The sequence below is a fragment of the Eggerthella lenta DSM 2243 genome, assembly GCF_000024265.1.
GTDB classification, from domain to species: domain Bacteria; phylum Actinomycetota; class Coriobacteriia; order Coriobacteriales; family Eggerthellaceae; genus Eggerthella; species Eggerthella lenta.
This window is the reverse complement of record NC_013204.1, coordinates 1,151,659-1,178,604: the sequence shown is the minus strand read 5'-3', so window position 1 is coordinate 1,178,604 and position 26,946 is coordinate 1,151,659. Positions and strand designations below refer to the sequence as shown.

The window sequence follows — 26,946 nt, the reverse complement described above, 5'->3', positions numbered from 1 at the left end:
CCTACGCACGGGGATAGAGAAATATCCACCCCGGTTTCGCCCCGTATCGATCTTGGCGTTGATTGCCCGCCGCGCCGCGGGGCCGTAAGGTCGGGCGAGGCGACGCCGCGCGAGGGAGCCGGCGCGCCGCACCAGGGAACCATCGAACCGGGAAACCAGGGAAGGAAGGGATCGCGATGAATCACAGCGAGAACCAGAAGACGGGGCGCGGACGAGGACGCGGAGGCGCCCGGGTCGCAGGAGCGCCTCTCACGCGCCGCACGTTCGTGGCGGGCGCGACCGTGCTGGCAGCCGGGGCGCTGCTGGGCGGCCCGCTGGGCTGCAGCGCGCCGGGGCAGGACGGCGCGACGGCGCAGGCGGCCGGGGATGCTGCCGACCTCGTGTTCAAGAACGGGCACGTGCAGACGCTCGTGCGCGAAGGCGATGCGGCCGAGGCGGTGGCCGTGCGCGAAGGATCCATCGTGTACGTGGGCGACACCGCCGGCGTCGAGGCGTACGTGGGCGACTCCACGAAGGTGGTCGACCTCGAGGGCCGGTTCCTCTGCCCCGGCTTCATGGACGGCCACCTGCACGGGCCCCAGCCGTACTACGAGCAGATGTTCCAGATCTCCATCCCCGACGGCACCGTCGACAACGACGAGTACCTCCGCATCATCCGGGAGTTCGTCGAGGCGCACCCCGACGACGAGGCGTACTACGGCGGCCCCTTCATGCAGAACGCCTACCTGCAGCCCGACGGCTCGAACCCGGGCCCGCAGAAGGAGGATCTCGACGCCATCTGCGCCGACAAGCCCGTCATGATCCGCGACGTGTCGCACCACTCCTACTGGGTGAACAGCAAGGCGCTCGAGATCGCCGGCATCACGGCCGACACGCCCGACCCCGACGGCGGCTCCATCGTGCGCAACGCCGCAGGCGAGCCGAGCGGCCTGCTTACCGACGCGGCGAAGAACCTCGTGGCGTCGAAGATCGAGGTGCCCTACTCCACCGAGAACATGGCGAAAGCCTACGAGGCGTTCCAGGAGTACTGCCATTCGCTGGGCATCACGGGCCTCACGAACATCAACCTGTCGGGCGTCGAGCTCATCCACGCCGAGGCGCTTCACGACATGGACGCGCGGGGCGACCTGCACCTGCGCCAGCGCTTCCTCGTGTGGGGGCAGCCGGGCATGGGCTACGAGGGCATCAAGGAGAAGCTCGACGTCGTGGCCGCCTACGACTCCGAGATGTTCCAGACCGGCACGGTGAAGATCGTCTACGACGGTGTGACCGAGGGCGCGACGGCCGTCATGCTGGAGCCGTACCTGCCGGCCGCCGGCAAGGGCGAGGGCTGGACCGCCACGAGCGACTGGTCGGTCGAAGAGCTCGACCAGGTGGTGGCCGACCTCGACAAACACGGCTACCAGGCGCACATCCACGCCATCGGCGACGGCGCGGTGCGCACCTCGCTCGACGCCTACGAGCGCGCCGAGGCGGCCAACGGCAAGCACGACGCGCGCCACACGATGGTGCACGTGTGCGCCATCACGCCCGAGGACATCAAGCGCTGCGCCGATCTCGAAGTGGTCAGCGACCTGCAGTTCCTCTGGATGTACAACGATCCGCTGTGTCAACTTGAAACCGCGTTCGTCGGTAAGGAGCGCGCCTTCGCCATGTACCCGGCCAAGGACATGCTCGAGGCCGGCTGCATCCTCAGCGGCGGCAGCGACGGCGCCGTGACCGCCTACGACCCGCTGCTCGAGATCGAGGTGGGCATCACGCGCAACAGCCCCTTCCCCGGCGAGGAGGACGAGGACTTCTACCGCTGGCCCGAGCAGGGGCTGACCGCCTACCAGATGCTCGAGATGTACACGAAGAACGTGGCGTACGAGAACTTCATGGAGGACGTCGTGGGCACCGTGGAAGTGGGCAAGAAGGCCGACTTCGTCGTGCTCGACCAGAACATCCTCGACATCGACCCCAAGCAGATCTCCGAGACGAAGGTGGTGTGCACCGTCTCGAACGGCAACATCGTCTTCGAAGGCTAGTAGACCCCTCCCCCGGGGCGGAGCCGCGCCGCGCGCGCCGGCCCGCCCCGGGCATCCAACGCCCCGAGCTGGTACACTACGGGCAGACGCCCGGCCGAAGGGGAGGCGACGATGCCCAACGATACGTTCTCCATCATAGCGAAGCGGTTCTTCATCGCGACGACCGCCAACGAGCTCTGCAAGAAGACGAGCTTGGACGAGATCGCCGTCGACGAGATCTGCGAGACGGCCGGCGTGTCGCGCTCCGGCTTCTACCGCGCGTTCCACAGCAAGTACGACATCGCCCCCTGGTGCCTGCGGTTCCCCCTCGAGGAGGGCGTCGGCAAGATGGGGCGCTCGCTGACCTGCCAGGAGGGCATCGCCATCACGCTTGAGATATTCGCGCTGTTCAAGGATTTGTTCAACGCCGCGAAGAAAACGTCCGAGATGCTGGTATGCGACGAGGAGGAGCGCCGCCACGTGGTCGCCCTCATCCGCGAGACGCTGGAGACGCGCCACGGCACGAGCGTCGACGAGGCGCTGGCGTTCCAGATCGAATGGGTGACCGCGGCGGGCCTCGACGTTTCCGAGGACTGGATTCGCGGCACCATCGACAAATCGCCCGCCGAGCTGGCCGAGCTGTTTGCCAGCTGCTACCCTCCGCGGCTGCGCAAGCTGCTGGACGACCCCGTCGACCACGCCGACGACGGCGATTTCGACCTCAGCAGGTTCGTCGTGTCGATGTTGAGGCACGCGCCCGAGGAGACGCAGGCCTGAAACGCCCCGCCGCGCGCGTCCCCTACTGGGACGGACGCCCCTTCGCCGTCCCACGTTGAAAACGAGCGCCCCGTTCGTTTCTTGAGGATGCGCGCGCTCCGCCCGATCATGGAACGAGAATCCGAGGGGATTCCAATCCAGGGAAACGGAGGGGCATCATGGAAACAACCGATCGCACGTTCTCACGGAGGAGCTTCCTCAAAGGCGTCGGCATCGTCGGGGCCGCAGCGGCGACCGGGGCGGCGCTCGCCGGATGCGCGCCGTCCGGCGGCGGCGCGCAGGAGGCGGCCGCGACGGGCGACGTTCCCGCGGTCACGCAGCGCCTGCTCGATCGCGGCATCATCGGCGCCGACCTGCCGGACGCGGCGCCCATCCTCCCCTTCGAGGCGCCCGAGCGCTACGACGACGAAGCCGACGTGATCGTCGTGGGCCTGGGCGGCGGAGGGCTGGCCGCAGCGGGCTATCTGGCCGAACAGGGGCTCGAGGTCATCGCCATCGACAAGGAGGCCACCGTGGGAGGCGCGAGCCGCCACGCGGCCGGCTACGTCGACATCCTCGGCGGCACCGAGGCCCAGAACGCGCTCGGGTTCCCAGGCGTGTACCGCGGCGACGACGATGCGGCCATCCGCGACGCGGAATCGAGCGCGAACTACTCCATCGACGAGAAGCTGCTGCGCACGCTCATCGACAACCACGTGGAGGCCGACGAGTGGATCACGTCGACGGAGGGCTGCAACCTCGTGTGCACCGGCGCCGCATGGAACGACGCCAGCCGCGAGGGCGGCGGGGGCGCGTTCTACAACGTGCTGGCTCAGGACAACCTCATGAACGCGCTCGAGAAGCGCGCGAAGGCGGGCGGGGCCGACATCCGTGTGCAGACGGCGGCGGCCCGGTTCGTGTTCGACGGGCAGCGCGTGACCGGCATCGTCGCCACCGACGAAGACGGCGCCGAGCACTATCTCAAGGCGAGGAAGGGGTTGATCCTCACCGCGGGCGGCATCGGCATGAACAAGGATCTCATCAGGGCGTACATCCCCAGCGCGTACGAGGGCGCCGTGCAGGGCGGCCCGATGCCCTTCCACACCGGAGAGGTGTTCCGCATGGGGCTGGGCGTAGGCGCCGACTTCTCCGGCTTCGACTCGTGGTGCTGCTGGGAAGGCGGCATCGACGAGAGCATCGCCGGCGGGGACGGCCAGTTCTGGCACTACTTCTGGCACGGCGAGCGCCAGCTGTTCCACAACCCGTGGCTCGTCATCGACAAGTACGGCCATCGCCAGCCCTACCACGCCCAGAACGTGCAGATCGACACGTACAACACCTGCCTGATAGGCGGCATGGGCGACCTGTCCACCACGAGCGCCTGGATGTCGGCCGTAGGGCACCACGTGTACAACATCTGCGACGCGAAGTTCCCCGAGGAGATATTCAAGAAGAGCGTCACCCCCGACAGCGTCAAGGACAAGTGCCGCATCCCGCTCGCCGACCCCGACCGGCTGCCCGAGAACAAGGGGCTCGTGTCCGCCGACTGGATCGGCGAGGTGGAGGCGGCCGTCGAGCGCGGCGCCGTCAAGAAGGCCGACACCATCGAGGAGCTGGCCGAGATGCTGCTGCTCGATCCCGCCGTGGTCAAGCGGGCCGTCGAGGACTACAACGCCCTGTGCGCGCAGGGCTTCGACGACGAGCTGGCCTTCCCCTACGACCCGAGCTGGCTGAGCCCCATCGACACGCCGCCCTACTACGCGGCCATCGTGGGTGGCCAGATCGGCAAGACGCTGTGCGGCCTGCGCGTGAACGATCTGTTGCAGGTTGCCGACGAGAACGGCAGGACGATCCCCGGCCTGTACGCGGGCTTCTCCACCATGGGCGGCATGGACGGCGAGGGCAACTACGGCTGCCTCGCCGGCAACGGCGGCACGTACTTCGGCGGCGTTGGCAGCTCGCTGATCACCGGCTACATCGCCGCCAAGAAGCTGATCGAGCACGAGAGATAAGCGAAAGGGCCGGAAGCACCCGCCCCCGGCCCGAACGCAGCGGCGGGCGCGCTCGAAAGCGCGCCCGCCGCATATCTTATGAGGAAGTCGCCCGCTACTCGTCCAGGGCTTCGGCGATTTCGTCGGTGATGTCCATCACGTGGTAAACGTTCTGGAGGTCTTCGAGCTCCTCGAGGCGGTCGATGAGGCGCATGACCTTCTTCGCGTCGGAGACGCTCACCGTCGCGGGCGTGGTGGGCATCATGGTCATCTCGGCGCCCTTCGTGACGACGTCGGCTGCCTCGAGCGCCTTCTTCACGGCCATGAGGTCGCTCGGGGACGTGTAGACGATCCACTCGTCATCGGCGTCCTCGTAGTCGTCGCCGCCCGCCTCGGCGACGGCGAGCATGAACTCCTCCTCGTCGGCCGCGGCGCCGTTCGGCTTCACGGGGTTCTTCTTGTCGCCGGTCTCGACCTCTTTGGGAACCATGATCTGGCCCTTGCGCTCGAACTGGAACGCGACGGAGCCGGACGTGCCCAGGTTGCCGCCCGCATGGCTGAAGGCCGCGCGCACGTCGGCGGCGGTGCGGTTGCGGTTGTCGGTCAGCGCCTCGCACAGCACGGCGATGCCGGCCGGGCCGTAGCCCTCGTACACGACGGTCTCGTAGTTCGCGGCGTCCTTGCCGGAACCGAAGGCCTTGTCGATGGCGACCTTGATCTTATCTTTCGGCAGGGAGTAGCCCTTGGCCTTCTCGATGGCGGCCGCAAGCGATGCGTTGTTGTCGGGATTCGGGTCGCCGCCCTCTTTCGCCGCCACCGTGATGTTGCGCGACAGCTTGGAGAACAAGGCCGAGCGCTTCGCGTCCTGCGCCGCCTTGCGATGTTTCGTTGTAGCCCACTTTGAATGCCCAGACATATGCGTCCCTTCCACCATAGCAATACCAGCCGAGTATTCTAGCACATCAGTCAAATCCCCCGGTCGCCCTTCGCACGGTCTTCAAAAACGCAGGACGCAGGTTTCGGGAGGGCCACAGGACGGCTGCGGATTGGTAAGGAAGCGAACAGGCCAGCTCATCGACCGTACAATGACCGACGTCGAGGATCTCTCAAGGGCTGATCCTCCGAAACAACGTGCCATACGGAAGGAGCACTGCCATGAAGGGAAACCCGGAACTTATCGATAAGCTGAACTATCTGCTTGCTGGCGAATTGACCGCCATCAGCCAGTACATGGTGCATGCGGAGATGTGCGAGGATTGGGGCTACGATCGCTTGAGCGAGAGCTTCAAGAAGCGCTCCATCACCGAGATGCATCACGCCGAGCGCCTCATCGAGCGCATCCTGTTCCTCGAGGGTACGCCCATCGTGTCCAAGCTCGACCAGTTCAGCATCGGGTCCGCCGTGCCCGAGCAGGTGGACAACGACCACGCGATGGAAGTGCAGACGGTGAAGGACTACAACGACGCCATCGTGCTGGCCGGCAACGTGCTGGACTACGCCACGCGCGAGGTGCTGCAAGCCATCCTCAAGGACGAGGATCGCCACGTCGACGAGCTGGAGGACCTGCAGGACCAGATCGAGCAGATGTCGCTGCAGATCTTCCTGTCCACGCAGAACTAGCGTTTCCGCCCTCGCGCCGCGAGCGACCATGCGCGGCGCGAGGGCGCAGCCGGTGCGCGCTTTACCGAGATAAAGCGCGCACCGGCTGAACGGTGGTTGACAACGGGTTGCGGCCTGAGCACTATAGGAGGATGCAGCAAGCAACGGCGACGAGCCGCGCTTCAACGGAGCCGCCCGCCATCCTCGAAGGAGACCTCATGCGCAACATCCACTGCCTCAACAACATCTCGGCGTACGGCACCGATCTCTTCACCGACGACTACGAGCTCATCGACGCCCTCGACCAGGCCGAGGGCGTTCTGGTGCGCAGCGCCGCGCTGCACGACACCGCGTTCCCCGATAGCCTGCTGGCCATCGCCCGCGCCGGCGCCGGCGTGAACAACATCCCGCTCGACCGCTGCGCCGAGGAGGGCATCGTAGTGTTCAACACCCCCGGCGCGAACGCGAACGCCGTGAAGGAGATCGTGGTGTGCGGCCTCATGCTGGGCAGCCGCGACATCGCCGGCGGCATCGCCTGGTGCCGGCACAACGCCGACGACGAGAACATCGCGAAGGCGGCCGAGAAGGCGAAGAAGGCGTTCGCCGGACGCGAGGTGAAGGGCAAGAAGCTGGGCGTCATCGGCCTGGGCGCCATCGGGGCCGAAGTGGCCAACATCGCTATCGACCTGGGCATGGACGTGTACGGTTACGATCCGTACGTGTCGGTGGGCGCCGCGTGGCGCATCTCGAGCGCTGTCCATCACGTGACGAACCTCGACGACATCTTCCGCACCTGCGGCTACATGACCATCCACGTGCCGGCCATGGACGGCACCATCGGCATGATCGACGAGCGCGCCTGCTCGCTCATGAAGGACGGGGCCGTGTTCCTGAACTTCTCGCGCGACACGCTCGTGGACAACGCTGCCATGGCCGCCGCGCTGGACTCCGGCAAGGTGCATGCCTACATCACCGACTTCGCCACGCCCGAGGTCATGAAGATGGAGCGCGCCATCGTGCTGCCCCACCTGGGCGCCTCTACCGCCGAGGCCGAGGACAACTGCGCGATGATGGCCGTGCGGGAGCTCATGGACTACCTGGAGAACGGCAATATCGCGAACTCCGTGAACTACCCCGCCTGCGACATGGGTCCCGTGCCCGACGGCCTGCGCCGCGTGGCCGTGCTGCACGCGAACGTCCCGAACGCCATCGCTCGCATCACGAACGTGTTCGGCGATGCCGGCGTGAACATCGAGAACATGATGAACAAGGCCCGCGGCGAGAACGCCTACACGATGCTCGACCTGGACGCCGGCACTCCGGGGCATCCCGATGACGCCATCGAGCGCCTGAGCGCCATCGAGGGCGTCCGCCGCGTCCGCGTGGTGAAGTAACGACTCCAAGGCGATACGGCACGTCAAAGAAGGCGTCGCGGTTCGCTTTTCGCACCCTCCTCCAACAAAAAAGGCGCCCCCGCGATTGCAGGGGCGCCGAGGCAGCACGTGGAAACGTCGCTTACGCGAACAGCTCGATGGTGTCGCCTTCCTTGAGCGTGACCATGGCCTTCTTCCAGGTGCGGGTCTTGCCCAGCTGGTAGCGAACGCGCTTCGGCTTCGGCTTCACGTTGAGCGTGTTCACCTTGACCACCGTCACATCGAAGATGGCTTCGATGGCCTGGCGGATCTCAACCTTGTTGGCGTCCTTGGCCACCTCGAAGGTAAAGGTGTTGCCCTCCATCTGGTCGTAGCTGTGCTCCGTGATGACGGGGCGGATGATGACCTCGCGGGGATCCTTCATTATGCAAGCACCTCCTCGATGCGCTTCAGGGCGTCGGCCGTGAACACGAGAGCCTTGTTGTCGATCAGCTCGTAGGTGTTCGCCGCGGACACGGGCAGGATGTTCACCGTGGGGATGTTGCGGAACGACAGATAGGTGTTCACGTCCTCGTCGTCGATGACGAGGGTGGTGCGACGCTCCAAGCCGAGGGCCTTGAGCGCGGCCACAGCCGCCTTCGTCGAGGGCTTCTCGAAGTTGAACGCGTCGACCACGAACAGCTCGCCGTCGGCCAGCTTGGCGGACAGCGCGGAGCGCATGGCCAGCTTGACCTCCTTGTTGTTCACGCGGAACGCGTAGGAACGCGGATGCGGGCCGAACACGGTACCGCCGCCGGCCCACTGAGGGGCGCGGATGGTGCCCTGACGGGCACGGCCGGTGCCCTTCTGGCGCCACGGCTTCTTGCCGCCGCCGCGCACCTGGCCGCGCGTCTTCGTGTCATGCGTGCCCTGGCGCCAAGACGCGCGCTGCGCGCGCACGACCTGGTGCATGACGGGCACGTTCGGCTCGATGCCGAACACGGAAGCGGCGAGGTCGGCGGTGCCGGCCTTCTTCCCGCTCGCGTCTTTGATCTCGATAGTCGTCATGATATACAAGCTCCTTATAGGTTACTTCAACTACGCCATGCGGACGCGAACGACGCCGTTCTTGCCGCCGGGGATGGCGCCCTTGACGAGGATGAGGTTCTGCTCCTCGTCGATGCGGACGACTTCCAGGTTCTTCACGGTCACGGTGTCGACGCCCATGTGGCCCGGGAGCTTGAGCCCCTTGAACACGCGGGACGGCGTGGCGCACTGGCCCACCGAACCGGGAGCGCGATGGAAGTGCGCGCCGTGGCCGCCCGGGCCGCCGCGGAAGCCGTAGCGCTTCATGACGCCGGCGAAGCCCTTGCCCTTGGACGTGCCGGTCACGTCGACCTTCTTCGTCTCAGCGAAGGCGGCCACCGTCTGCTGGTCGCCCACCTTGTACTCGCCGGCGTTCTCGACGCGCACCTCGCGCAGGTAGCGCGTAGGAGCCGTGCCCTGCTTGGCGAAGTGACCCGCCATGGGCTTGTTGACCTTCTTCTCCTTGATGGCGCCGAAGCCCAGCTGCACGGCCTCGTAGCCGTCGCTGTCCTTCGTCTTGACCTGGCAGATCGTGTTCGGCTCGGCCTGGATCACCGTCACGGGCACGACACGGTCGTCCTCGTTGAAGATCTGGGTCATGCCGATTTTCTTACCATAGATGGCGTTGATCATATCGCACATCCCCCTTTACAGCTTGATCTCGATGTCGACGCCGGCAGGGAGATCGAGGCGCATCAGGGAATCGACCGTGTTCGGGGTCGGTTCCAGGATGTCGATGAGGCGCTTGTGCGTGCGCATCTCGAACTGCTCGCGCGAATCCTTGTCGACGTGCGGGCCCTTGACGACGCAGTACAGGTTGCGCTCCGTCGGCAGCGGGATAGGACCGGACACCTTGGCACCCGTCTTCTGCGCGGTATCGACGATGAGCTTCGTGGACTGGTCCACGATCTCATGATCGTACCCCTTCAAGCGGATGCGAATCTTTTGATTAGCCACTTACTTTACCTCCGTTATGCTCGCGCGCACGCCCTAGGCGTTGCCGCCGGCCTTGCTGATAATTTCCTCCGCCACGTTCTTCGGCACTGCCTCGTACGAATCGAACTGCATCGTGTACGAAGCGCGGCCCTGCGTCGTCGAACGCAGGTCGGTGGCGTAACCGAACATCTCGGACAGCGGAACCTTCGCCTTGATGGTCTTGGCGTTGCCGCGATCGCCCATGCCCTGGATCTGGCCGCGACGGCTGGACAGGTTGCCCATGACGTCGCCCATGTACTCCTCGGGCGTCTCGACCTCGACGGCCATCATCGGCTCGAGAATGACCGGAGCGGCCTTCTTGAGCGCAGCCTTGACCGCCATCGAACCGGCGACCTTGAACGCCGCCTCGGAGGAGTCGACGTCGTGGTACGAACCGTCGATAAGCTCGATCTTGATGTCCACGACCGGGTAGCCCGCAAGCACGCCCGAGTTGATGGCTTCCTGGATGCCCTTGTCGATCGGGGTGATGTACTCCTTGGGGATCACGCCGCCCACGATCTTGTTCTCGAACTCGTAGCCCTTGCCGGCTTCCTGCGGGATCAGGTTGATGACCGCATGGCCGTACTGGCCGCGACCGCCGGACTGGCGCACGAACTTGCCCTCGACGTTGCGAGCTTCCTGCGTGGCCGTCTCGCGGTAGGCGACCTGAGGCTTGCCCACGTTCGCCTCGACCTTGAACTCGCGCAGCAGGCGGTCGACGATGATCTCGAGGTGCAGCTCGCCCATGCCGGCGATGATGGTCTGGCCGGTCTCCTGGTTGGTGGACACGCGGAACGTCGGGTCCTCCTCGGCCAGCTTCTGCAGCGCGATGCCCATCTTGTCCTGCTCGGCCTTCGTCTTCGGCTCGACGGCGATGTCGATGACCGGCTCGGCGAACTCCATGGACTCGAGGATGATCGGATGATCAGCGTCGCACAGCGTGTCGCCGGTCGACGTGTCCTTCAAGCCCACGACGGCGACGATGTCGCCCGCGGCGCAGCCGTCGATATCGACGCGCTGGTTCGAGTGCATCTGCAGCAAACGGCCGATGCGCTCCTTCTTGCCCTTCGAGGCGTTGGACACGTAGGAGCCGGAATCGAGCTGGCCCGAGTACACGCGGAGGTAGGTGAGCTTGCCCACGAACGGATCCGTCATGATCTTGAAGGCCAGAGCGGAGAACGGCGCCTTCACGTCGGAGGGACGCTCGTCTTCCTCGCCCGTGTCCGGGTTCGTGCCCTTGATGGCCGGCACGTCGATCGGGGACGGCATGTAGTCGACCACGGCGTCGAGGAGCTCCTGCACGCCCTTGTTCTTGTAGGACGAGCCCACGAACACGGGGTGGATCTGGCAGGCGATGGTGCCCTTGCGGATGGCGGCCTTCAGCTCGTCAACCGTCACCTCTTCCTCCATGAGGACCTTCTCCATGAGAGCGTCGTCGCAGTCGGCGGCGGCTTCCACCAGCTCCTGGTGGCGCAGCTCGGCCTCTTCGGCGAACTCGGCCGGGATGGCGTCCATGGCCTCGGGGTAGGTCATGCCCTTGTCGTCGGCCTTGAAGTCCCACGCGGTCATGGTGACCAGGTCGATGACGCCCCAGAAGTTGTCCTCGGCGCCCATGGGCATCTGCGCGGCGACAGCCGGCGCGCCCAGGCGATCCTTCATGGTCTCGATCGCATGGAAGAAGTCGGCGCCCACGCGGTCGTACTTGTTGATGTAGGCGATGCGGGGCACGCCGTAGCGGCTTGCCTGGCGCCACACCGTCTCGGACTGCGGCTGCACGCCGGCGACGGCGTCGAACACCGCGACAGCGCCGTCGAGCACGCGAAGCGAACGCTCGACCTCGGCCGTGAAGTCCACGTGGCCGGGAGTGTCGATAATCTGGAAACGGTACTCTTTGCCGTTGTCAGCTCCGCCGGGGTACTTCCAGAAGCACGTGGTGGCAGCGGCGGTGATGGTCACGCCGCGTTCCTGCTCCTGCACCATCCAGTCCATCGTCGCGGCGCCGTCGTGCACCTCGCCGATCTTGTGGGTCTTGCCCGTGTAGTAGAGGATGCGCTCGGTGGTCGTCGTCTTGCCCGCGTCGATGTGGGCCATGATGCCGATGTTGCGCGTATCCTTCAGTTCGATTTTCGCCATGAGTCGAATCCTCCCTTAGAAGCGGTAGTGCGAGAACGCACGGTTCGACTCGGCCATCTTGTACAGGTCTTCACGCTTCTTCACTGACGCGCCGGTGTTCTCGGCGGCATCCATGATCTCGGCGGCGAGGCGCTCCTTCATCGTGTGCTCCTTGCGCTTGCGCGAGAAGTCGACGATCCAGCGAATGGCGAGCGTGGTAGCACGACGGGAGTTGACCTCCATCGGCACCTGGTAGGTGGCGCCGCCGACACGCTTCGGCTTGACTTCGAGCGTGGGGCGGACGTTGTCCATTGCCTTCTTGAAGACGGCCAGCGGATCGCCGCCGGTCTTCTCCTCGACGATGGCGAACGCACCGTAGACGATGTTCTCGGCGGTGGCCTTCTTGCCGTCAAGCAGGATCTTGTTGATCAGCTGCGTGACGAGACGGTTGTTGTACTGGGCGTCCGGCTGTACTTCGCGGCGGACTGCTGCTGCACGACGCGGCATGTGTTCTCCTTCTAGGTCCTGCGCGCTTCGGAACGGCTTTCTCTCCGTTCATTAGGCCGCCCGCCTGCCCCCTTTGGGCTCGGTCGGTTGCTGCGGCCCGCGCGTCTTAGCGGGTGTTACTTCGGGCGCTTGGCACCGTAGCGGCTGCGAGCCTGCTTGCGGTTGTCCACGGCGGCGCAGTCGAGCGCGGCGCGGATGACCTTGTAGCGCACACCGGGGAGGTCCCTCACGCGGCCGCCGCGCAGCAGCACCATGGAGTGCTCCTGGAGGTTATGGCCGACGCCCGGGATGTAGGCGGTCACTTCCATGCCGTTGACGAGGCGCACGCGGCAAACCTTGCGCAGAGCCGAGTTCGGCTTCTTCGGCGTGGTCGTGAACACGCGGGTGCACACGCCGCGCTTCTGCGGGTTGCCCTTCAGGGCAGGCGTCTTGCTCTTGTCGACTGCCTTCTTGCGGCCCTTGCGGACCAGCTGGTTGATGGTAGGCAAAGCTTCTCTCCTTTTACCTCTTGCTTGTCCGAGACGTCTACATACTCTATAGACGCTCGCTTGAACACCGTTTCCAAGTGCGTTCAGCTGATGCGCACACGAAAACGCTCGCCTCCTCGGAGACGCGAAGGTGAACTCTACCATCGCCCCTCAGGGTTGTCAAACGCCACGCATCCGGGAGTATCTATACCTCTTGACAACCGTTATCGCAGGTGAAACCCACACTGGTGACGAATCCGTGGCGAAAAGTCCACCGTTTCTCAAAAATACTTCGAACCCGTCGGCAGCGTATCGCCGCCATCCCCGTCGACTTTCGCGGCTTGGAGCAGCGCGAGCATGTCCGGAACGTCCAGGCACGCCACCGGTGCGCTCCGGGCAAGCCGTTTGTCGGAGGTGACCAGGTAGTCGGCCTGGATGCGCTGGGCGGCGGCGAGCACAGGGCCGTGCAGTACAGCGCCGCATCGAGCGCGGCGGCTTCCTGCACGATCCGAACCGCGTCGCCGCGCGACCGGCGTCGATCGGCGAAAAAGCGCTCCCAGATGCGCGAACCCTCTTCGGCCGCCTTCATCTTGCGGCGGCGCTCGGCTTACGCGGCATCGCCTTCGGAAGCCCGCATGAGACGCGCCCGTCGCGCGCGGCCTACTGCGCGCCTTCGGCGATGAGAGCCTCCACGAGGCGGGCAGCGCCCTCCAGGTCGTCCACGGCGATGTGCTCGTCGACGGAATGGAAGGCGGCCATGCCCACGCCCAACGTGACGGGACGCACCCCGCGGGCGGCGAGCACGTTGGCATCGGAGCCGCCGCCGGAGCGATGGAACCGCGGCTCGAGGCCGGCCGCTCGGGAGGCGCGGACGATGGCCTGCACGAGTTCGTCCTCCTCGTCGAACAGCACGGCGTCGTAGCTCTTCGTCCACTCGATGCTCACCGCGCCTCCGAAGCGCGCGGCGGCGGCCTCCAGCGCCTCGGTCATGGCCGCTTTCTGAGCCTCGGCGCGCTCGGCGTACAGCGAGCGGCACTCCCCCGCCAGCGCGCACGTGTCCGGCACGACGTTCGTCGCGCCGCCGCCCTCGATGAACCCGACGTTCGCCGTGGTGGCCTCGTCGAGCCGGCCGAGCGGCATGGACGAGACGGCCGCGGCGGCCATGGCGATGGCCGACACGCCCTCTTCGGGGCACACGCCCGCATGCGCGGCGCGTCCCGAGAACGTCGCGTTGAGCGACCAATGGCACGGGGCGCCCGTGATGATGGTGCCCGGAGCGCCGTCGGCGTCCAACACGTAGCAAGGCGCGCCCGCGGGCAGCAGGCCGTCGGCCAGCGCGCTCGAACCCAGCAGATGCTGCTCCTCGCAGGTGGTGAGCAGCACGGTGACGTCGGGTCGAGGCGAGCCGGACTCGACGGCCGAGCGCACGCCCTCGAAGATGGCGGCCACGCCGGCCTTGTCGTCGGCCGACAGGATGGTGTCGCCCGCCGAGCGCACGACCCCGTCCACGACGACGGGCTCGATGCCCGCGCACGGCTGCACGGTGTCCATATGCGCCGAGAACACCACGTGCCCCGTCCGCGTTCCCGGAAGACGAGCGACGAGGTTGCCGGTATCCGAGCCGACACGTTCGGCGGAATCGTCGAAGCTCACCTCGAACCCGAGCCCGCGCAGCTCGTCGGCGCATCGGGCCGCCATCGGGGCCTCGTGAAACGACGGGCTCTCGATGCGGACGAGCTCGCAGAACAGATCGAGCAGACGGCTCTCTTGCATGGACGTTCCTTCTTTCTCTCCTTCAGCCGCCAAGCTTGAACGCTCGGCAACGACGATGGGTTCGGTTACCGAAAGCCATTATAATCAGCAACAGCACCGTGCGCGCGAGAACCCGGGCAACGGGGCCGCGCGCTCCGTACCGCGAAATCGAGGGAGGTTCCGAGTGCAGGACATCATCAAAGCCTGTCGAAGCTATCGACGATTCGATGAAAGCGACCGCATCGACCGCAAGCTGCTCACCGCCTGGGTGGACGCCGCGCGACTGGTCGCTTCGAGCGGCAACGCGCAGCCGCTGCGCTACGCCATCGTCAGCGACGAGCGCGCCTGCGAGCGCGTGTTCTCGTGCTGCGCATGGGCGAAGGCCCTGCCCGACTGGCCGGGACCCGTGCCGGGCGAACGCCCGAGCGCCTACGTCGTGGTATGCCGCGACAACGATCGCACATTGGCCGACACCTTCACCGCGTGGGACGAGGGAATAGCCGCGCAAACCATCATGCTGCAGGCCGTCGAAGCCGGGTTCGGGGGCTGCATCATCGCGTCGTTCAAAAAGAGGAGCATGGCCGAAGCGCTGGGCGTCGACGCGGACCGCTTCCAGCCCGACCTCGTGTTGGCGTTAGGCAAACCCGTCGAAGACGTGCGCATCGTCGACCTTCCGGCAGGCGGCGCCACCGAGTATTGGCGCGACGAGGCGGGCGTGCACTACGTGCCCAAACGCGCGCTGTCGAGCGTGCTGCTGTAGCCCGCACCCGACGCACGCCGTCCGGGCATCGCGCGCCTACGCTTCAGCCGCCTCGTACGCGATCTCGCGCTGCGCGTCGAGGCGGCGGTTGCGAAAGTACACGATCCAGTTGACGCCGATGCAGGCGAGGTTGATCAAGTACACCGCCAAAACCCAGTTCACCGAACCGGATGCGAACTTCGCGGCGATGCCGGCCATGTAACCTGTCGTGATCAGGGCGATAAACTGCCAGCTGGAGCCAGCCGCCGTTGCCGCTTTGAAATTCTTGTACGCGTTGAGCGGCCACGACAAGCCGAAGCACACGAGCATGGCCGCTTCCAAGAGCTCTGACACGAGCCCACCATCTCCTTACCGCGCCGGATCGTTCTGCGATCGTCGGCCTCGCTTTCCTGCAACAGGCACCACCCTACGCGCTCGCCCCAGCGTTGTCCAATATAAATTTCATCTCCAATGATATGATAGATGTTATAGGATGAGCGGATAACGATCGGAAGGCTCCCGATGGAACTGCAGCAGCTCAGGTACTTCGACGAAGTGGCGCGCACCCAGCATGTGACGAACAGCGCGAAGAAGCTCAACGTGGCCCAACCCGCCCTCACCCAGTCGATCCGCAGGCTCGAACGCGAGCTGGGCGTGACCCTGTTCGAACGCGTGGGACGCAACGTGCGGCTGACCGCGTGCGGCGACGCGCTTCAGAAGCGCGTCGCGCCGCTGCTGGCGGCCCTCGACGAGCTGCCCGAGGAGCTTGCCGTGGTAGCCGGGCAACAGCGGGCCGCCGTCCATCTTGCCATCGAATCGGCCTCGGGGCTGGCGGTGGACGCCATCGCGGCCTACCGCTTGGCGCATCCCGACGCACGTTTCGTGGTGACGCAGGAAGCCTCCTCCCGACGTTGGGACCTGCGGGTCCGCACCGTGCGCGCAGAGAGCGCGGACCCCCGCGCTCGCCGTTTCTTCGAACGCATCGGCATCGCCGTGCCCGCCGAGCGCGCCTCGCAGGAACCCCTGCCGCTGTCCGACCTCGCCGACGAGCCGTTCATCTGCCTCGCCGGAAGCCGCACGTTTCGCGCGGTATGCGACGAAGCGTGCGCGCATGCCGGGTTCGTGCCGCGCGTGGCGTTCGAAAGCGACAGCCCCGCCGTGGTGAAGAACATGATCGGCTTGGGGCTGGGCGTGGGCTTTTGGCCCGAACGCAGCTGGGGAGGCCTCGACGACAGCAGCGCGCGCCTGGCGAGCATAGCCGACGCGCCGTTCGCCCGCACCATCGAGATCGCCCCGACAAGCGGCCCCCTTAGCAAAGAAGCCGCGGCGTTCCACGGCTTCCTCGTCTCGTTTTTCGAAGAACGCTGGCGCGAACCCTCGCCCCTATGCTCCTAGGATCTTCGCCGCCACCTGCTTCTTCCTGCTGAGGATGCCGGGCATCCAGGTGCCGCCTTCGCCCGTGCAATGGATGCCGAACACGCGGTTGACGATGCGGCGGTTGCCCTCGCACATGAACTGGCTGCCCTCGGCCACGATATCGGTGACCAGCAGCAGCACGAACTCGTAGCCGTGGTCGTCGCGCAGACGGCGCATATGCTCGCGGATCTCCTCTTCGCGTTTCATGACGGCGGGAAGATCCACCGTCTCGTGCTGCGCGATGAGAACGGTGGCGTCGCCGATCTGGAACTCCTTGGCGTCGGCGCCGACGAGCTTGTCGACGGGCATGTCGTCCTCGCCGCCGCGGCACTTGAACACGGCAAGGCCGAATTCGGTGGGATCGACGCCCGCGATGCCGGCGAGGTAGGCTACCTGCTCGTGATCGGTCGGCGTGGCGGTGGGCGACTTGAGGATGACGGTGTCTGTCATCACGGCCGACAGCAGCACGCGCGCGATGGCCGGAGGCATCTCCACGTTGTGGCGGCGGAACTCCATCGTGACGATGGTCGCCGTGGAGCCCACGGGAAGGTTGAGGAACTGGATGGGGTTGGCAGTCATCACGTCGGCGATGCGATGATGGTCGACGATCTCGACGACCTCGGCCTCCTCGATGCCGTTGGCGGCCTGGCGCGTCTCGTTGTGGTCCACGAGCACCACCTTGCGCTTCGGGCGCACGGCCACGTCCGAGCGCGTGACGATGCCGATGGCGAGGCCGTCGTCGTTCAGCACGACGGCCTCGCGCAACGCGCTGGCCATGAGGTCTTCGATAGCCTCCTTGAGCAGGCCCTCCTTGTCGAGGATGAGCACATCGGTCTCGGTGATCTCGTCCACCTTCTGACCGAGCGAGGCGATGAGGTCGCCGGCGACCGCCATCTCGTTCGCCCCTCCGTCCTCGAGGGCGTCGGTGGCGGCGATGTAGCGCTCGGCGATCATGCGCGTGGTGATGAGTCCACGGTAGGTGCCGTCGTCGTTCGTCACCACGAGCGCGCGCACGTTGTACTGGCGCAGCAGGCGACCCGCTTCGAGCAGCGTGGCGTTATGGCTGATGGATATAGGGCTCGGCGTCATCACGTCTCCGACGCGCGCATGCACGTGACCCACGATCTCGGGCGCGGGGATACCGCTCTCTTCCAGAACCCAGGCGCTCTCCGGAGGCAACGGCCCCAAGCGGGCGGGAACGTACGTCTGGAACGGCTCCCCCTCGCCGGCCGCACGGCGCGCCAGCTCGTTCTTCAGGTAGGCGTAGCCCACTGCCGAGGAGATGGAATCGTTGTCCGGGTTCTTGTGGCCCACGACGATGATCGGTGCCGACATTGCTGTACTCCTTACCCGGGGATGCCGCACGCACGCCGCATCCCGCTCGCTTAGCTTGTCATGAGGGTGTTCGCCGCCGCATACCGAGCCGCGCGGCGCCGAGAGCCACAGTATAGCGGCACCAGCGAAGCGAACGGCGGCCGATCAGCCTTTTCGAGCGCAAACGTCACGAAAGAGCCAGAAAGAGCGCACGAGACGGCTGCGACAGTCCGTGATACCATAGGCGCGCACCATCCCCGCGCCCGCCCCCTTCCCTACCCGTCAATCGAGGAGCATCTATGAAAACTCTCGGCCTCTCCGACGTCATCGGCCCCATCATGGTGGGTCCTTCGAGCTCGCACACGGCGGGCGCGCTGCGTATCGCCTACATGGCTCGACGGCTGTGCCTGGCCGAGCCGAAGACGGTGGAGTTCAGGCTGCTGGGGTCGTTCGCGCACACGCTGACCGGGCACGGAACCGACAAGGCCCTCGTGGCGGGCATGCTGGGGCTGGCCGCCGACGACCTGCGCATCCGCGACTCGTTTCAGCTTGCGGGGGATGCGGGACTCGCGTTCTCGTTCGTCACGCTTCCCGACGCGGAATACGACCATCCCAACACCATCGACATGCACATCGTGGACGCCGCGGGCAACGCGATGAGCGTGCGCGGCGAGAGCATCGGAGGCGGAGCGGCCGTCATCCGCAAGATCGACGACATCGACGTGCGCATCACCGGCGAGAGCACGAGCATCGTCGTGCGCCAGCGCGACGAGACCGGCGTGCTGGCGCACATCGCGCAGAGCATCAGCGACGAAGGCGTGAACATCGCCACCACGCGCATGTACCGCGAGCGCAAAGGCGACATCGCCTACACCGTGCTGGAAACCGACCAAGAGGTGGACGGCGCCGCGAAGGCCGCCATCGAGGACCACCCCGCCATCCTGGACGTGCGCGTCATTCCCGGCGACGCGCGCCCCGGCTGCGGGTCCGTTGACGCGCCCGACGCGGAGGAGGCGCTGCAGCGGTTCGCCGAGGCGGACTTCGGCACCGGAGCCGCGCTTCTGGCATGGTGCGAAAAGCACGGCACGACGCTATCGGAGGCGTTTCTCGCCCGCGAGGCGGCGCTGGCCGAGAGCTTGGGGTACGCCGACCGCTCCCTCGCGTATTTGCACGAGACGCTGGACGTGATGAAATGCGCCGCGCAGCGCCCCATCGACGAAGCGCTGCCTTCCATGGGCGGCCTCATAGGCGGCGAAGCGCGCAAGCTGGCCGATCTGCGCGAGCGCGACGGCGAGCTGTGCGACGACCAGCTGTCGTGCGCCATCGCCTACGCGATGGCGGTGCTGGAGACGAACGCGTCGATGGGTCGCATCGTGGCCGCGCCCACGGCTGGATCGTCTGGCGTGCTGCCCGGCGTGCTGCTGGCGCTGCAGCGCACGCGCGGGCTGTCGGATGGCGATCTTGCGCGCGGCCTGGCGGCGGCCGCCGCCATCGGGTACCTCATCACGCGCAACGCCACGGTATCGGGCGCGGAAGGCGGCTGCCAGGCCGAGATCGGCTCGGCCGCCGCGATGGCCGCGGCGGCGTCGGTTGAGCTCATGGGCGGCGCGCCCGCCCAATGCCTCGACGCGGCCAGCAACGCGCTGACCAACATGATGGGCCTCGTATGCGACCCCATCGCGGGTCTTGTCGAGGAACCTTGCCAGAAGCGCAACGCTGCCGGCGCCGCCGTCGCGCTGGTCAGCGCGCAGATCGCACTCGCAGGCATCGGCAACCTGGTCGACTTCGACCAGACGGTGGAGGCTATGCGAAAAGTGGGTCGAACCTTGCCGTTCGAACTGCGCGAAAGCGCTCTCGGGGGCATAGCCGCCGCGCCGACGGCCTGCGCCTACTGCCCGGGGTGCAACTAGCGCGCCGGCCGAGACTCGGCGGGCGAACAACCGGAACGGGCATCTGCACCGAGGGGCCCGCATCCCGGGCCCCTCGGTTAATCCAAATCGAGATCGGGATAAGCTCCCAGGTCGACAGCTTGTATGGCAAGGCAGCCGGGGCCGCCCTGCGTGATGAACGCGGGGCCCAGGTCGAAGACGCCGTGGCGGCATCCCGGAAAGCGCTCGGACAGCATACCGGACGCCTCGTCGGCCTGCACGCGGTTGTCTGCATGGCTCACGCCCAGGAAGAAGCCATCGCCCACGCCCCGAGCCTCCAGGTCGTCGGCGATGGCGTTAACGGCTTTCGCGAACGAGCGCGCCACCTTCATCTTCTCGAGGCGCGTACCGTCGTCGGTCTGCTTCATGACGGGAAACGCCTTCACGAGATGAGCGAACGTCGCCGCGAGCGGCGTGAGGCGCCCGCCGCGGCGCAGGTAGTCGAAATCTTCGGGAATGAGGTAGGAGTGAGCGGTAGCGATCTGGGCATGCAGCGTCTCGAGGACGGCCCTTGCGTCCGCCCCCTGTTCGGCCAGCCGCACCGCCGTGCAGGCCAACACCCGATGGGGCACGCACAGCGTGCGCGTGTTCACCACATGCACGCGATCGGGACGGCGCGCCTGCTTGACGAGGCCGCACGCCACCTCGTAGGCGCCCGACAGCCCGTCGGCCATGGCGAGGTGAATCACCTCTTCGTCGGTGTCGTAAGCCTTCAGGGTGAGCGCCGGAGGAGGCGATGCGCTCTGCGGCAGCGCGCCCGCGCGTACCTTCGCCAAGAACTCCTCGGCCGACACGTCCTCGTATTCGAGCCAGCTTTGGCCGTCGATGGTCACGACGAGCGGAAGCACGGCCATGCCGCGCCGCGCGCCCTCCTCCACCGAGAACATAACGGAAGAGTCGGTAACGATCTTCATGGTGAACCTCTTTCTCTCGCCAGCCGGACGAAGAGCGCGGGGTTGCAGATCGGTGGCGACCGCACGTCATCGACGCGTCTATCATGCGGTATAGCGCACCGCGTTGCAAGAGCCTGGGCGAAAGAAGAAGCCGAAACGCCTAAAAACGACGAGGCCGCACCGTTTCCGATGCGGGCCTCGCGCTAGCCGATCTTGACGATGGGCGCGTAATCTTTGAGAAGCTTCTTCGTTTGACCGGTTTTGGAGAACTTCACGAACAGCGTGTCGCCGTCCACCTTCGTCACCTTGCCGCGGCCGAACGTCTTGTGGTCCACGGTGTCGCCCGTGGAGAACGTCATCTTCGCGGCGGCCTTCTTCTCGGCGCCCGGGCGCACGTAGGAACCGCCCACGCGCGCGGCGCGCTCGTCGCTGCGGCCGGACGAACCCGACGCGCTGGAGCGGCCGAACACGCGGCCGCCGCCCGCCTCGGTGCCGCTGCCGGCGATGCCCTTGCGGCTGCCGCGCTTCTCCCAGCCCGTGCCGCTGAAGCCCGCCGAGCCGAGGCCCGTGGTCTGGCGCAGCTCGGAGGGGATCTCCTGGATGAAGCGCGAGATGGGGTTCGACGATGTCTGGCCGAAGATCTGGCGCGCGTAGGCGCAGGTGAGGAACAGCTTCTTGCGGGCGCGCGTGATGGCCACGTACGCCAGCCTGCGCTCCTCCTCGATGCCGGCCGCATCGCCCACGCTGTTCATGTGGGGGAACAGCGTCTCCTCCATGCCGGCCACGAACACGCAGTCGAACTCGAGGCCTTTCGACGAGTGCACGGTCATCATGGTGACGGCGTGGCCGTCCTCGGCCACCGTGTCGAGGTCGGTGCGCAGGCGCACCCACTCGATGAAATCGGCCAGCGAGTCGCCGCGCAGGACGCGCACGGGGCTTTCCTCGGCCGGAGCCGCAAGCTCGTTCGCGCCCGCGAAGGCGTAGAACGAACCCGCGAGGGCGTCGGCGGACGAGGGGACGGGGGCGAGCGCGGGGGCGTCGGCCGGCTCGGCCGTGGGCGCCTCGTACAGCGCGTCCTCGTCCTCGTGGGTTTCGGTGAACTCGTCGACGACGCCGAGGAACTCCTGGATGTTCTCGATGCGGCCGCGCGCCTCGTCGGTGTTCTCGGCCTGCAGCGCGCCGATGAGGCCGCTCTTGTCGATGATCGTCTCGATGACCTTGCGCAAATCGCCGCCGTAGGTGCGCGCCTCGTTGACGAGGCCCACGAACTCCCCGATGGCCTGGCGCGCCGACGCGCGCAGCTCCGGATCGACGATGGCCAGCTCGGCGCCCTCCATGAACGTCATGCCCATCTCGCGGGCGAACTGCTCGATGCGCTCGATGGTGGTCTTGCCGATGCCGCGCCTCGGCACGTTGATGACGCGCTTCGCGGCGATGTCGTCGGCCGGGTTCACGACGAGCGTGAGGTAGGCCATGACGTCGCGGATCTCGGCGCGGTCGAAGAAGCGCGTGCCGCCGACGATGCGGTACGGCACGCCAGCGCGCAGCAGCATGTCTTCCAGCATGCGGCTCTGCGCGTTCGTGCGGTAGAACACGGCCACCTGATTGTACGACAGCCCCGCCGCGCGCTGCTTCTCGATCTCGCCGGCGATCCAGCGGCCTTCGTCGCGCTCGTCGGCGGCCATGTACACCTGGATCTTGTCGCCGTCCTCGGCGCTGGTGAACAGCTTCTTCGCCTTGCGGTGCTGGTTGTTCGCGATGACGGCGTTCGCAGCCGCCAGAACGTTGCCCACGCTGCGGTAGTTCTGCTCGAGCTTCACGGTGTGCGCCGTCGGGTAGTCCTGCTCGAACTCAAGGATGTTGCGCAGGTCGGCGCCGCGCCACGAGTAGATGGACTGGTCATCGTCGCCCACCACCATGATGTTCTTGTGCCCCTCGGCCAAAAGCCCCGTGATGGAGTACTGGGCGTGGTTCGTGTCCTGGTACTCGTCCACCATGATGTAGCGGAAGCGCTGCTGGTAGGCCGACCGCACGTCTTCGTGGTTCTTCAGCAGCAGGTAGGCGTATAGCAGAAGGTCGTCGAAGTCGAAGGCGTTCGCGGCTTTGAGGCGCTCCTGCAAGCGGGAGTACACGCGCGAAGCCACCTTCCCCACCGGGTCGCCCGCTTCCTTCTCGAAGGCGCTCGGCACGACGAGCTCGTTCTTCGCCGTGGAGATGCGGTTCATGAGGGCGTTCACAGGGAAGCGCTTTGGGTCGATGTCCAGCTCGGCCATGATCTCCTTGTACAGGCGCTTCTGGTCGTCGGTGTCGTAGATGGTGAAGTTGCGCGTGAATCCCAGCTTCTCGGCGTCGGAGCGCAGCATGCGCACGCACATGCTGTGGAACGTCGACACCCACATGCCGCGGCAGCGAGGGCCCACCAGGCCGTTCAGGCGCTCGCGCATCTCGGCGGCCGCCTTGTTCGTGAACGTGATGGCGAGGATCTCCCACGGAGCCACGTCGTGGTTCTCGATGAGGTTCGCGATACGGTACGTGAGCACGCGCGTCTTGCCCGAGCCGGCGCCGGCGAGCACGAGCAGCGGCCCGTCGACGGTGACGACCGCCTCGCGCTGCGGCCCGTTCAAGCTGTCGATATCGATTGACATATGAGCAGTCTCCTGACGGATGGAGGTGAAACAAAGCTTTCGTATTCTACCGCTTTTCCCCTCCGGCAACTGGCAAACGCGCGCAATCTGCGCAAGCGCAGGGGCCGCTACGCAAGCGCCTCCGCCAGCTCGTCGACAGGCGCTTCGGAACGCTTCGCGACCGGCGGCGCTCCCCCGTCATGCGAACCGGGACGGTCGGCGCCCAGCGCGTCGCCCCACATGGACAGCTCGGCGCCGTGCTCCACGAGGTTCGAGCACTCGTTGCCCGCGCGCTCCAGGCACAGCAGCAGCTGGTTGTACACCGCCTTGTTCTCAGGCGCGCACTGCCGGCTGCCCACGCGGCGGAAGTGGGCCTTGCGCGCCCGGCTCTGCCGCTTGACGATCTGGCGGCGACGCTCGTCGAGCACCTGCTCGGAGGCGGTGCCTCCGTCGCTCAGGAACCGCAGCACCGCGTCGTACATGTCCGCCACCATCGCGGCGCTTTCGGCCAGCTCCTCGCGCGCCTCGTCCGAGAAGGGCTTCTTCGACGAGAGGCGCTCGCCGTACAGCGCGGCCGCTTCGCCGCAGCGCGAGCCGATGCGGCCCGCCGCGTCCACGATGAACATGAGGTCGGATATCTCCGCAGCCTGCCGCTCGGACGTCGCGCCGGCGCTCAGCAGCTCCACCGCGTAATTCGCAAGCTCGCTTTCCGCGGCTTCCACCTGCGCGCAATCGGCTTGGAGCGCCTTGAGCGCGGCGGCGTCCCGGTTCGCGATGGCCTCGGGCAGCGCAGCCAGCATGGCGCGCACCTTGTCGCAGTACTTCTGCAGCTCCTCGCCGAACATCCTGATGGCGAACACCGGCTGACCGAGGATCTTGTCGTCAAGGACGACGAGCGCGCCCGGCGCCGCCTCGCCGGCCTTGCCCGGCACGAGAAACGTCACGATCTTCACCATAGCCCCGATGAACGGCAGCCATAGAAGCGTGCAGACGATGTTGAACGTGGTGTGCGCGTTCGCGATCTGGCGCGCGATGACGTCCAGCTCGGGGCCGGGCGTGAGAAGCTGCACGAACTGCGCGATAAGCGGCACGAACCAGATGAACACGAACGCGCCCGTGACGTTGAACACGCTATGCGCCACGGCGGTGCGCTTCGCGTCGCGAGACTGCCCGATACAGGCCAGGAGCGCCGTGATGGTGGTGCCGATGTTGTCGCCGAGCAGGATGGGGATGGATCCCTGGAGGCCCAGCACGCTGGTCACGCCGTCGGGGCCGGGCTGCGAGGCGAAGCTCTGCAGCACCGCGATGGTGGCGCTGGAGCTTTGCACGACCAGCGTCATCACGGTGCCCGCCGCAACGCCGAGCGCGGGGATATCCTTCACCTGGTCGATCATCGCCAGGAACACCTCGCTTTGCGCGAGCGGCTTCATGACCGCGCCCATGGTGTCGATGCCCACGAACAGCAGGCCGAACGCGAACACGGTCTGGCCGATGTTCTTGACGCGCTCGTCCTTCGCCGCGAACCACACGATGAAGCCGACGAACACGATGAGCCAGATGTAGTCGCTGAGCTTGAACGCCATGAGCTGCGCGGTCATGGTGGTGCCGATGTTGGCGCCGAATATGACGGCGATGGCCTGGCGCAGCGTCATGAGGCGCGCGCTGACGAAGCCGATGGCCATGACCGTGGTGGCGCTGGAGCTTTGCAGCACGGCGGTGGCCACCGCGCCCGCCAGCACGCCCAGCACCGGGTTCGAGGTGAGCATGGACAGGATCGACTTCATCTTGGCGCCGGCGGCCTTCTGCAGGCTCTCGGACATCATGTTCATGCCGAACAGGAACACGGCCAGTCCGCCGAGCAGGCCGAACACGGTTTCCATCGGAGCGTTCACGCGGGACTCCCCTTCGCATCGTCGGTTGCAAGCGCTCATGCACGCGAGTCGAAAGGATACCGGGCAGACGGTAAGGCCCCGGTCAAGGGAAGGTAAAGTTCGGGTAAAGTTTTTACAAACGGGGCGCGTCCGACGGTTTCCGAGCCGTCGGACGCGCCCGATTCCTTACACGATCTTCTTGCCGAAGACGGCGGCGATCTCGCGCAGCTTCGCCACGAGCACCTTGAACTGGGCCGGCGTCAGCTGCTGCGGGCCGTCGGACAGGGCCGCGGGCGGGTTGGGATGCACCTCGATCATGAGGGAGTCGGCGCCGGCCGCCACGGCGGCAAAGGCGAGCGACGGCACCAGGTCGCGCTGGCCGGCAGGGTGCGACACGTCGATGCACACCGGGCACAGCGACTGCTTGTGGATCACCGGGATGGCGGCGATGTCCAGCGTGAAGCGCGTGGCCGTCTCGAACGTGCGGATGCCGCGCTCGCACAGCACCACGTTGTCGTTGCCTTCCGCCGTGAGGTAGTCGGTGGCGGCCAGCCATTCGGCGATGGTGCCCGCGAAACCGCGCTTGTACAGCACCATCTTGTGCGACTCGGCGGTGACCTGGCCGATTTTCTTCAACAGGCTGAAGTTCTGGAAGTTGCGCGCGCCTACCTGCAGGCCGTCCACATAGGAGTGGACCAGCTCGCAGTGCGCCGAGTCCATGACCTCGGTGAGCGTTTTCAGGCCGTGCTTCTCGCCGGAATCGCGCATGATCTTGAGGGCCTCCTCGCCCAGGCCCTGGAACGAGTGCGGGTTCGTGCGGGGCTTGAACGCGCCGCCGCGAATCCAGGTGAGACCGAGGCCCGCGACGCATTCGGCCACTTCTTCGAACTGCTCGGCCGACTCGACGGAGCACGGGCCGGCGAAGATGGTGATCTCGTCGGTGCGGGTGCCCAAGTCGGGGATGGGGGCTATCTTCGCTTCGCTCATACGGACGGGGTCTCCTTCATGATCTTGAGAATGGTGGCGTAGATCTCGCACAGGTTCTCGTTGTACAAAGGACCCTCGTTGTAGCTGCTCACCTTCGCGAATATCTCCTCTTCGCGCTTGGCGTCGTACAGGCCCAGGTGGGCTCCGGGCTTCAAACCGCGGATGACCAGCGAGTGGCCGGCGCGCTTGTTGAGCAGCGCGACGATCTGCTTGTCGATCTCGTCGATCTTGGCACGATGTTCTTGGATCTCCGCCAGGGAGCTGTCTCTCTCAGACATCGGCTTTTCCTCTCATGACTCTCATGCTTTAACGTGCGGTTCGACCCGCTGCCTCGCGCGAAAGCGGCGATGTTCTCGGGCGACACGTGTGCTGACATGATAGCAAAAGCGGCGCGCCCGATTGCCATGCCGGCCGAATTAGCGAGGAAGTTCATGGGATATCGCGGTCGGCGCATGCCGAAAACCGATGGAAGGGCGAAGCTGCAAGCCGCTCGGCGCCCCGGCTCCCGTTGACGGTGTACACTGGAAACGCGCGCCTCGCTGCTGCGCCGAATCCGAACCTATTGAGAGGG

The 26,946-nt window shown here is 66.3% G+C and carries 24 protein-coding genes; 8 read left to right on the top strand and 16 right to left on the bottom strand.

The genetic code is table 11. From position 1 onward, the window contains the following. The first annotated feature begins 176 nt into the window (after nt 1–176). The 3 genes from ELEN_RS04835 (at nt 177) to ELEN_RS04825 (ending at nt 4,774) form a co-directional block, all read left to right on the top strand. Entirely contained in the window at nt 177–2,027 is a 1,851-nt protein-coding gene (locus ELEN_RS04835; RefSeq protein ID WP_015760313.1) for an amidohydrolase family protein, read from the top strand. A gap of 111 nt (nt 2,028–2,138) precedes the next feature. Further along, a complete protein-coding gene (locus tag ELEN_RS04830) occupies nt 2,139–2,783 on the top strand; it encodes a TetR/AcrR family transcriptional regulator (RefSeq protein WP_015760312.1) in 645 nt (214 codons plus the stop codon). 158 nt (nt 2,784–2,941) lie between these two features. Continuing rightward, nucleotides 2,942–4,774, top strand: coding sequence for an FAD-binding protein (locus ELEN_RS04825; RefSeq protein ID WP_015760311.1), 1,833 nt, complete (start codon nt 2,942–2,944; stop codon nt 4,772–4,774). A 94-nt stretch (nt 4,775–4,868) separates the two neighbouring features. Here ELEN_RS04825 and ELEN_RS04820 read toward each other — a convergent pair whose 3' ends face one another. Then, nucleotides 4,869–5,669 carry a YebC/PmpR family DNA-binding transcriptional regulator gene (locus tag ELEN_RS04820; RefSeq protein ID WP_015760310.1) on the bottom strand — a complete coding sequence of 267 codons (801 nt, stop codon included), beginning with the start codon at nt 5,667–5,669 and terminating at the stop codon, nt 4,869–4,871. 239 nt (nt 5,670–5,908) lie between these two features. Between ELEN_RS04820 and bfr the strand changes: the two genes are divergently transcribed. Then, nucleotides 5,909–6,373, top strand: a complete 465-nt coding sequence (gene bfr, locus ELEN_RS04815; protein WP_015760309.1) for a bacterioferritin — start codon at nt 5,909–5,911, stop codon at nt 6,371–6,373. 197 nt (nt 6,374–6,570) lie between these two features. Further along, nucleotides 6,571–7,746: a phosphoglycerate dehydrogenase gene (locus tag ELEN_RS04810; protein ID WP_015760308.1), complete on the top strand. Its 1,176-nt coding sequence runs from the start codon at nt 6,571–6,573 to the stop codon at nt 7,744–7,746. Nucleotides 7,747–7,867: 121 nt separating this feature from the next. On the opposite strand, the gene rplW is transcribed toward ELEN_RS04810, so the two are convergent. From rplW to ELEN_RS04770, 8 genes are all read right to left on the bottom strand, one after another. Beyond that, entirely contained in the window at nt 7,868–8,149 is a 282-nt protein-coding gene (rplW, locus tag ELEN_RS04805; RefSeq protein ID WP_009304896.1) for a 50S ribosomal protein L23, read from the bottom strand. After that, the gene (gene rplD, locus ELEN_RS04800; protein WP_009304897.1) at nt 8,149–8,772 is read right to left on the bottom strand and encodes a 50S ribosomal protein L4; all 624 of its coding nucleotides are present in this window, start codon (nt 8,770–8,772) and stop codon (nt 8,149–8,151) included. The genes rplW and rplD overlap by 1 nt, the downstream gene beginning before the upstream one ends. 30 nt (nt 8,773–8,802) lie before the next feature. Further along, entirely contained in the window at nt 8,803–9,423 is a 621-nt protein-coding gene (gene rplC, locus ELEN_RS04795; RefSeq protein WP_009304898.1) for a 50S ribosomal protein L3, read from the bottom strand. 15 nt (nt 9,424–9,438) lie between these two features. After that, complete coding sequence (rpsJ, locus tag ELEN_RS04790; protein ID WP_009304899.1) at nt 9,439–9,747, bottom strand: 30S ribosomal protein S10; 309 nt, start codon at nt 9,745–9,747, stop codon at nt 9,439–9,441. Between the two features lie 33 nt (nt 9,748–9,780). After that, the gene (gene fusA / locus ELEN_RS04785; RefSeq protein ID WP_009304900.1) at nt 9,781–11,898 is read right to left on the bottom strand and encodes an elongation factor G; all 2,118 of its coding nucleotides are present in this window, start codon (nt 11,896–11,898) and stop codon (nt 9,781–9,783) included. Between the two features lie 15 nt (nt 11,899–11,913). After that, entirely contained in the window at nt 11,914–12,384 is a 471-nt protein-coding gene (rpsG, locus tag ELEN_RS04780; RefSeq protein ID WP_009304901.1) for a 30S ribosomal protein S7, read from the bottom strand. Nucleotides 12,385–12,500: 116 nt separating this feature from the next. After that, the gene (gene rpsL, locus ELEN_RS04775; protein WP_015760307.1) at nt 12,501–12,872 is read right to left on the bottom strand and encodes a 30S ribosomal protein S12; all 372 of its coding nucleotides are present in this window, start codon (nt 12,870–12,872) and stop codon (nt 12,501–12,503) included. 639 nt (nt 12,873–13,511) lie between these two features. After that, nucleotides 13,512–14,624, bottom strand: a complete 1,113-nt coding sequence (locus tag ELEN_RS04770) for a M20/M25/M40 family metallo-hydrolase (protein WP_015760306.1) — start codon at nt 14,622–14,624, stop codon at nt 13,512–13,514. 163 nt (nt 14,625–14,787) lie between these two features. Between ELEN_RS04770 and ELEN_RS04765 the strand changes: the two genes are divergently transcribed. Continuing rightward, a complete protein-coding gene (locus ELEN_RS04765; protein WP_009304904.1) occupies nt 14,788–15,363 on the top strand; it encodes a nitroreductase family protein in 576 nt (191 codons plus the stop codon). Nucleotides 15,364–15,399: 36 nt separating this feature from the next. Here ELEN_RS04765 and ELEN_RS04760 read toward each other — a convergent pair whose 3' ends face one another. Continuing rightward, nucleotides 15,400–15,696 (bottom strand): hypothetical protein, encoded by a 297-nt coding sequence (locus ELEN_RS04760; RefSeq protein WP_009304905.1) that lies wholly within the window; start codon nt 15,694–15,696, stop codon nt 15,400–15,402. A 168-nt stretch (nt 15,697–15,864) separates the two neighbouring features. Between ELEN_RS04760 and ELEN_RS04755 the strand changes: the two genes are divergently transcribed. Next, nucleotides 15,865–16,737: a LysR family transcriptional regulator gene (locus ELEN_RS04755; protein WP_015760305.1), complete on the top strand. Its 873-nt coding sequence runs from the start codon at nt 15,865–15,867 to the stop codon at nt 16,735–16,737. Here ELEN_RS04755 and ELEN_RS04750 read toward each other — a convergent pair. Beyond that, nucleotides 16,726–18,093 carry a putative manganese-dependent inorganic diphosphatase gene (locus ELEN_RS04750; RefSeq protein ID WP_015760304.1) on the bottom strand — a complete coding sequence of 456 codons (1,368 nt, stop codon included), beginning with the start codon at nt 18,091–18,093 and terminating at the stop codon, nt 16,726–16,728. The two genes, ELEN_RS04755 and ELEN_RS04750, sit on opposite strands and share 12 nt — an antisense overlap. 278 nt (nt 18,094–18,371) lie before the next feature. Between ELEN_RS04750 and sdaAA the strand changes: the two genes are divergently transcribed. Continuing rightward, nucleotides 18,372–19,982, top strand: coding sequence for an L-serine ammonia-lyase, iron-sulfur-dependent, subunit alpha (gene sdaAA / locus ELEN_RS04745; RefSeq protein ID WP_015760303.1), 1,611 nt, complete (start codon nt 18,372–18,374; stop codon nt 19,980–19,982). Nucleotides 19,983–20,059: 77 nt separating this feature from the next. On the opposite strand, the gene ELEN_RS04740 is transcribed toward sdaAA, so the two are convergent. The 5 genes from ELEN_RS04740 to ELEN_RS04720 all read right to left on the bottom strand — a co-directional run bounded on the left by ELEN_RS04740 (nt 20,060) and on the right by ELEN_RS04720 (nt 26,653). After that, a complete protein-coding gene (locus ELEN_RS04740; protein WP_015760302.1) occupies nt 20,060–20,914 on the bottom strand; it encodes a DegV family protein in 855 nt (284 codons plus the stop codon). A gap of 182 nt (nt 20,915–21,096) precedes the next feature. Further along, nucleotides 21,097–23,538: an ATP-dependent helicase gene (locus tag ELEN_RS04735; protein ID WP_015760301.1), complete on the bottom strand. Its 2,442-nt coding sequence runs from the start codon at nt 23,536–23,538 to the stop codon at nt 21,097–21,099. A gap of 107 nt (nt 23,539–23,645) precedes the next feature. Further along, nucleotides 23,646–25,409, bottom strand: coding sequence for a Na/Pi cotransporter family protein (locus ELEN_RS04730; protein ID WP_015760300.1), 1,764 nt, complete (start codon nt 25,407–25,409; stop codon nt 23,646–23,648). Between the two features lie 165 nt (nt 25,410–25,574). Continuing rightward, nucleotides 25,575–26,375 (bottom strand): 3-deoxy-7-phosphoheptulonate synthase, encoded by an 801-nt coding sequence (gene aroF / locus ELEN_RS04725; RefSeq protein WP_015760299.1) that lies wholly within the window; start codon nt 26,373–26,375, stop codon nt 25,575–25,577. After that, nucleotides 26,372–26,653 carry a chorismate mutase gene (locus ELEN_RS04720; RefSeq protein ID WP_009304913.1) on the bottom strand — a complete coding sequence of 94 codons (282 nt, stop codon included), beginning with the start codon at nt 26,651–26,653 and terminating at the stop codon, nt 26,372–26,374. The genes aroF and ELEN_RS04720 overlap by 4 nt, the downstream gene beginning before the upstream one ends. Nucleotides 26,654–26,946 lie beyond the last annotated feature (293 nt).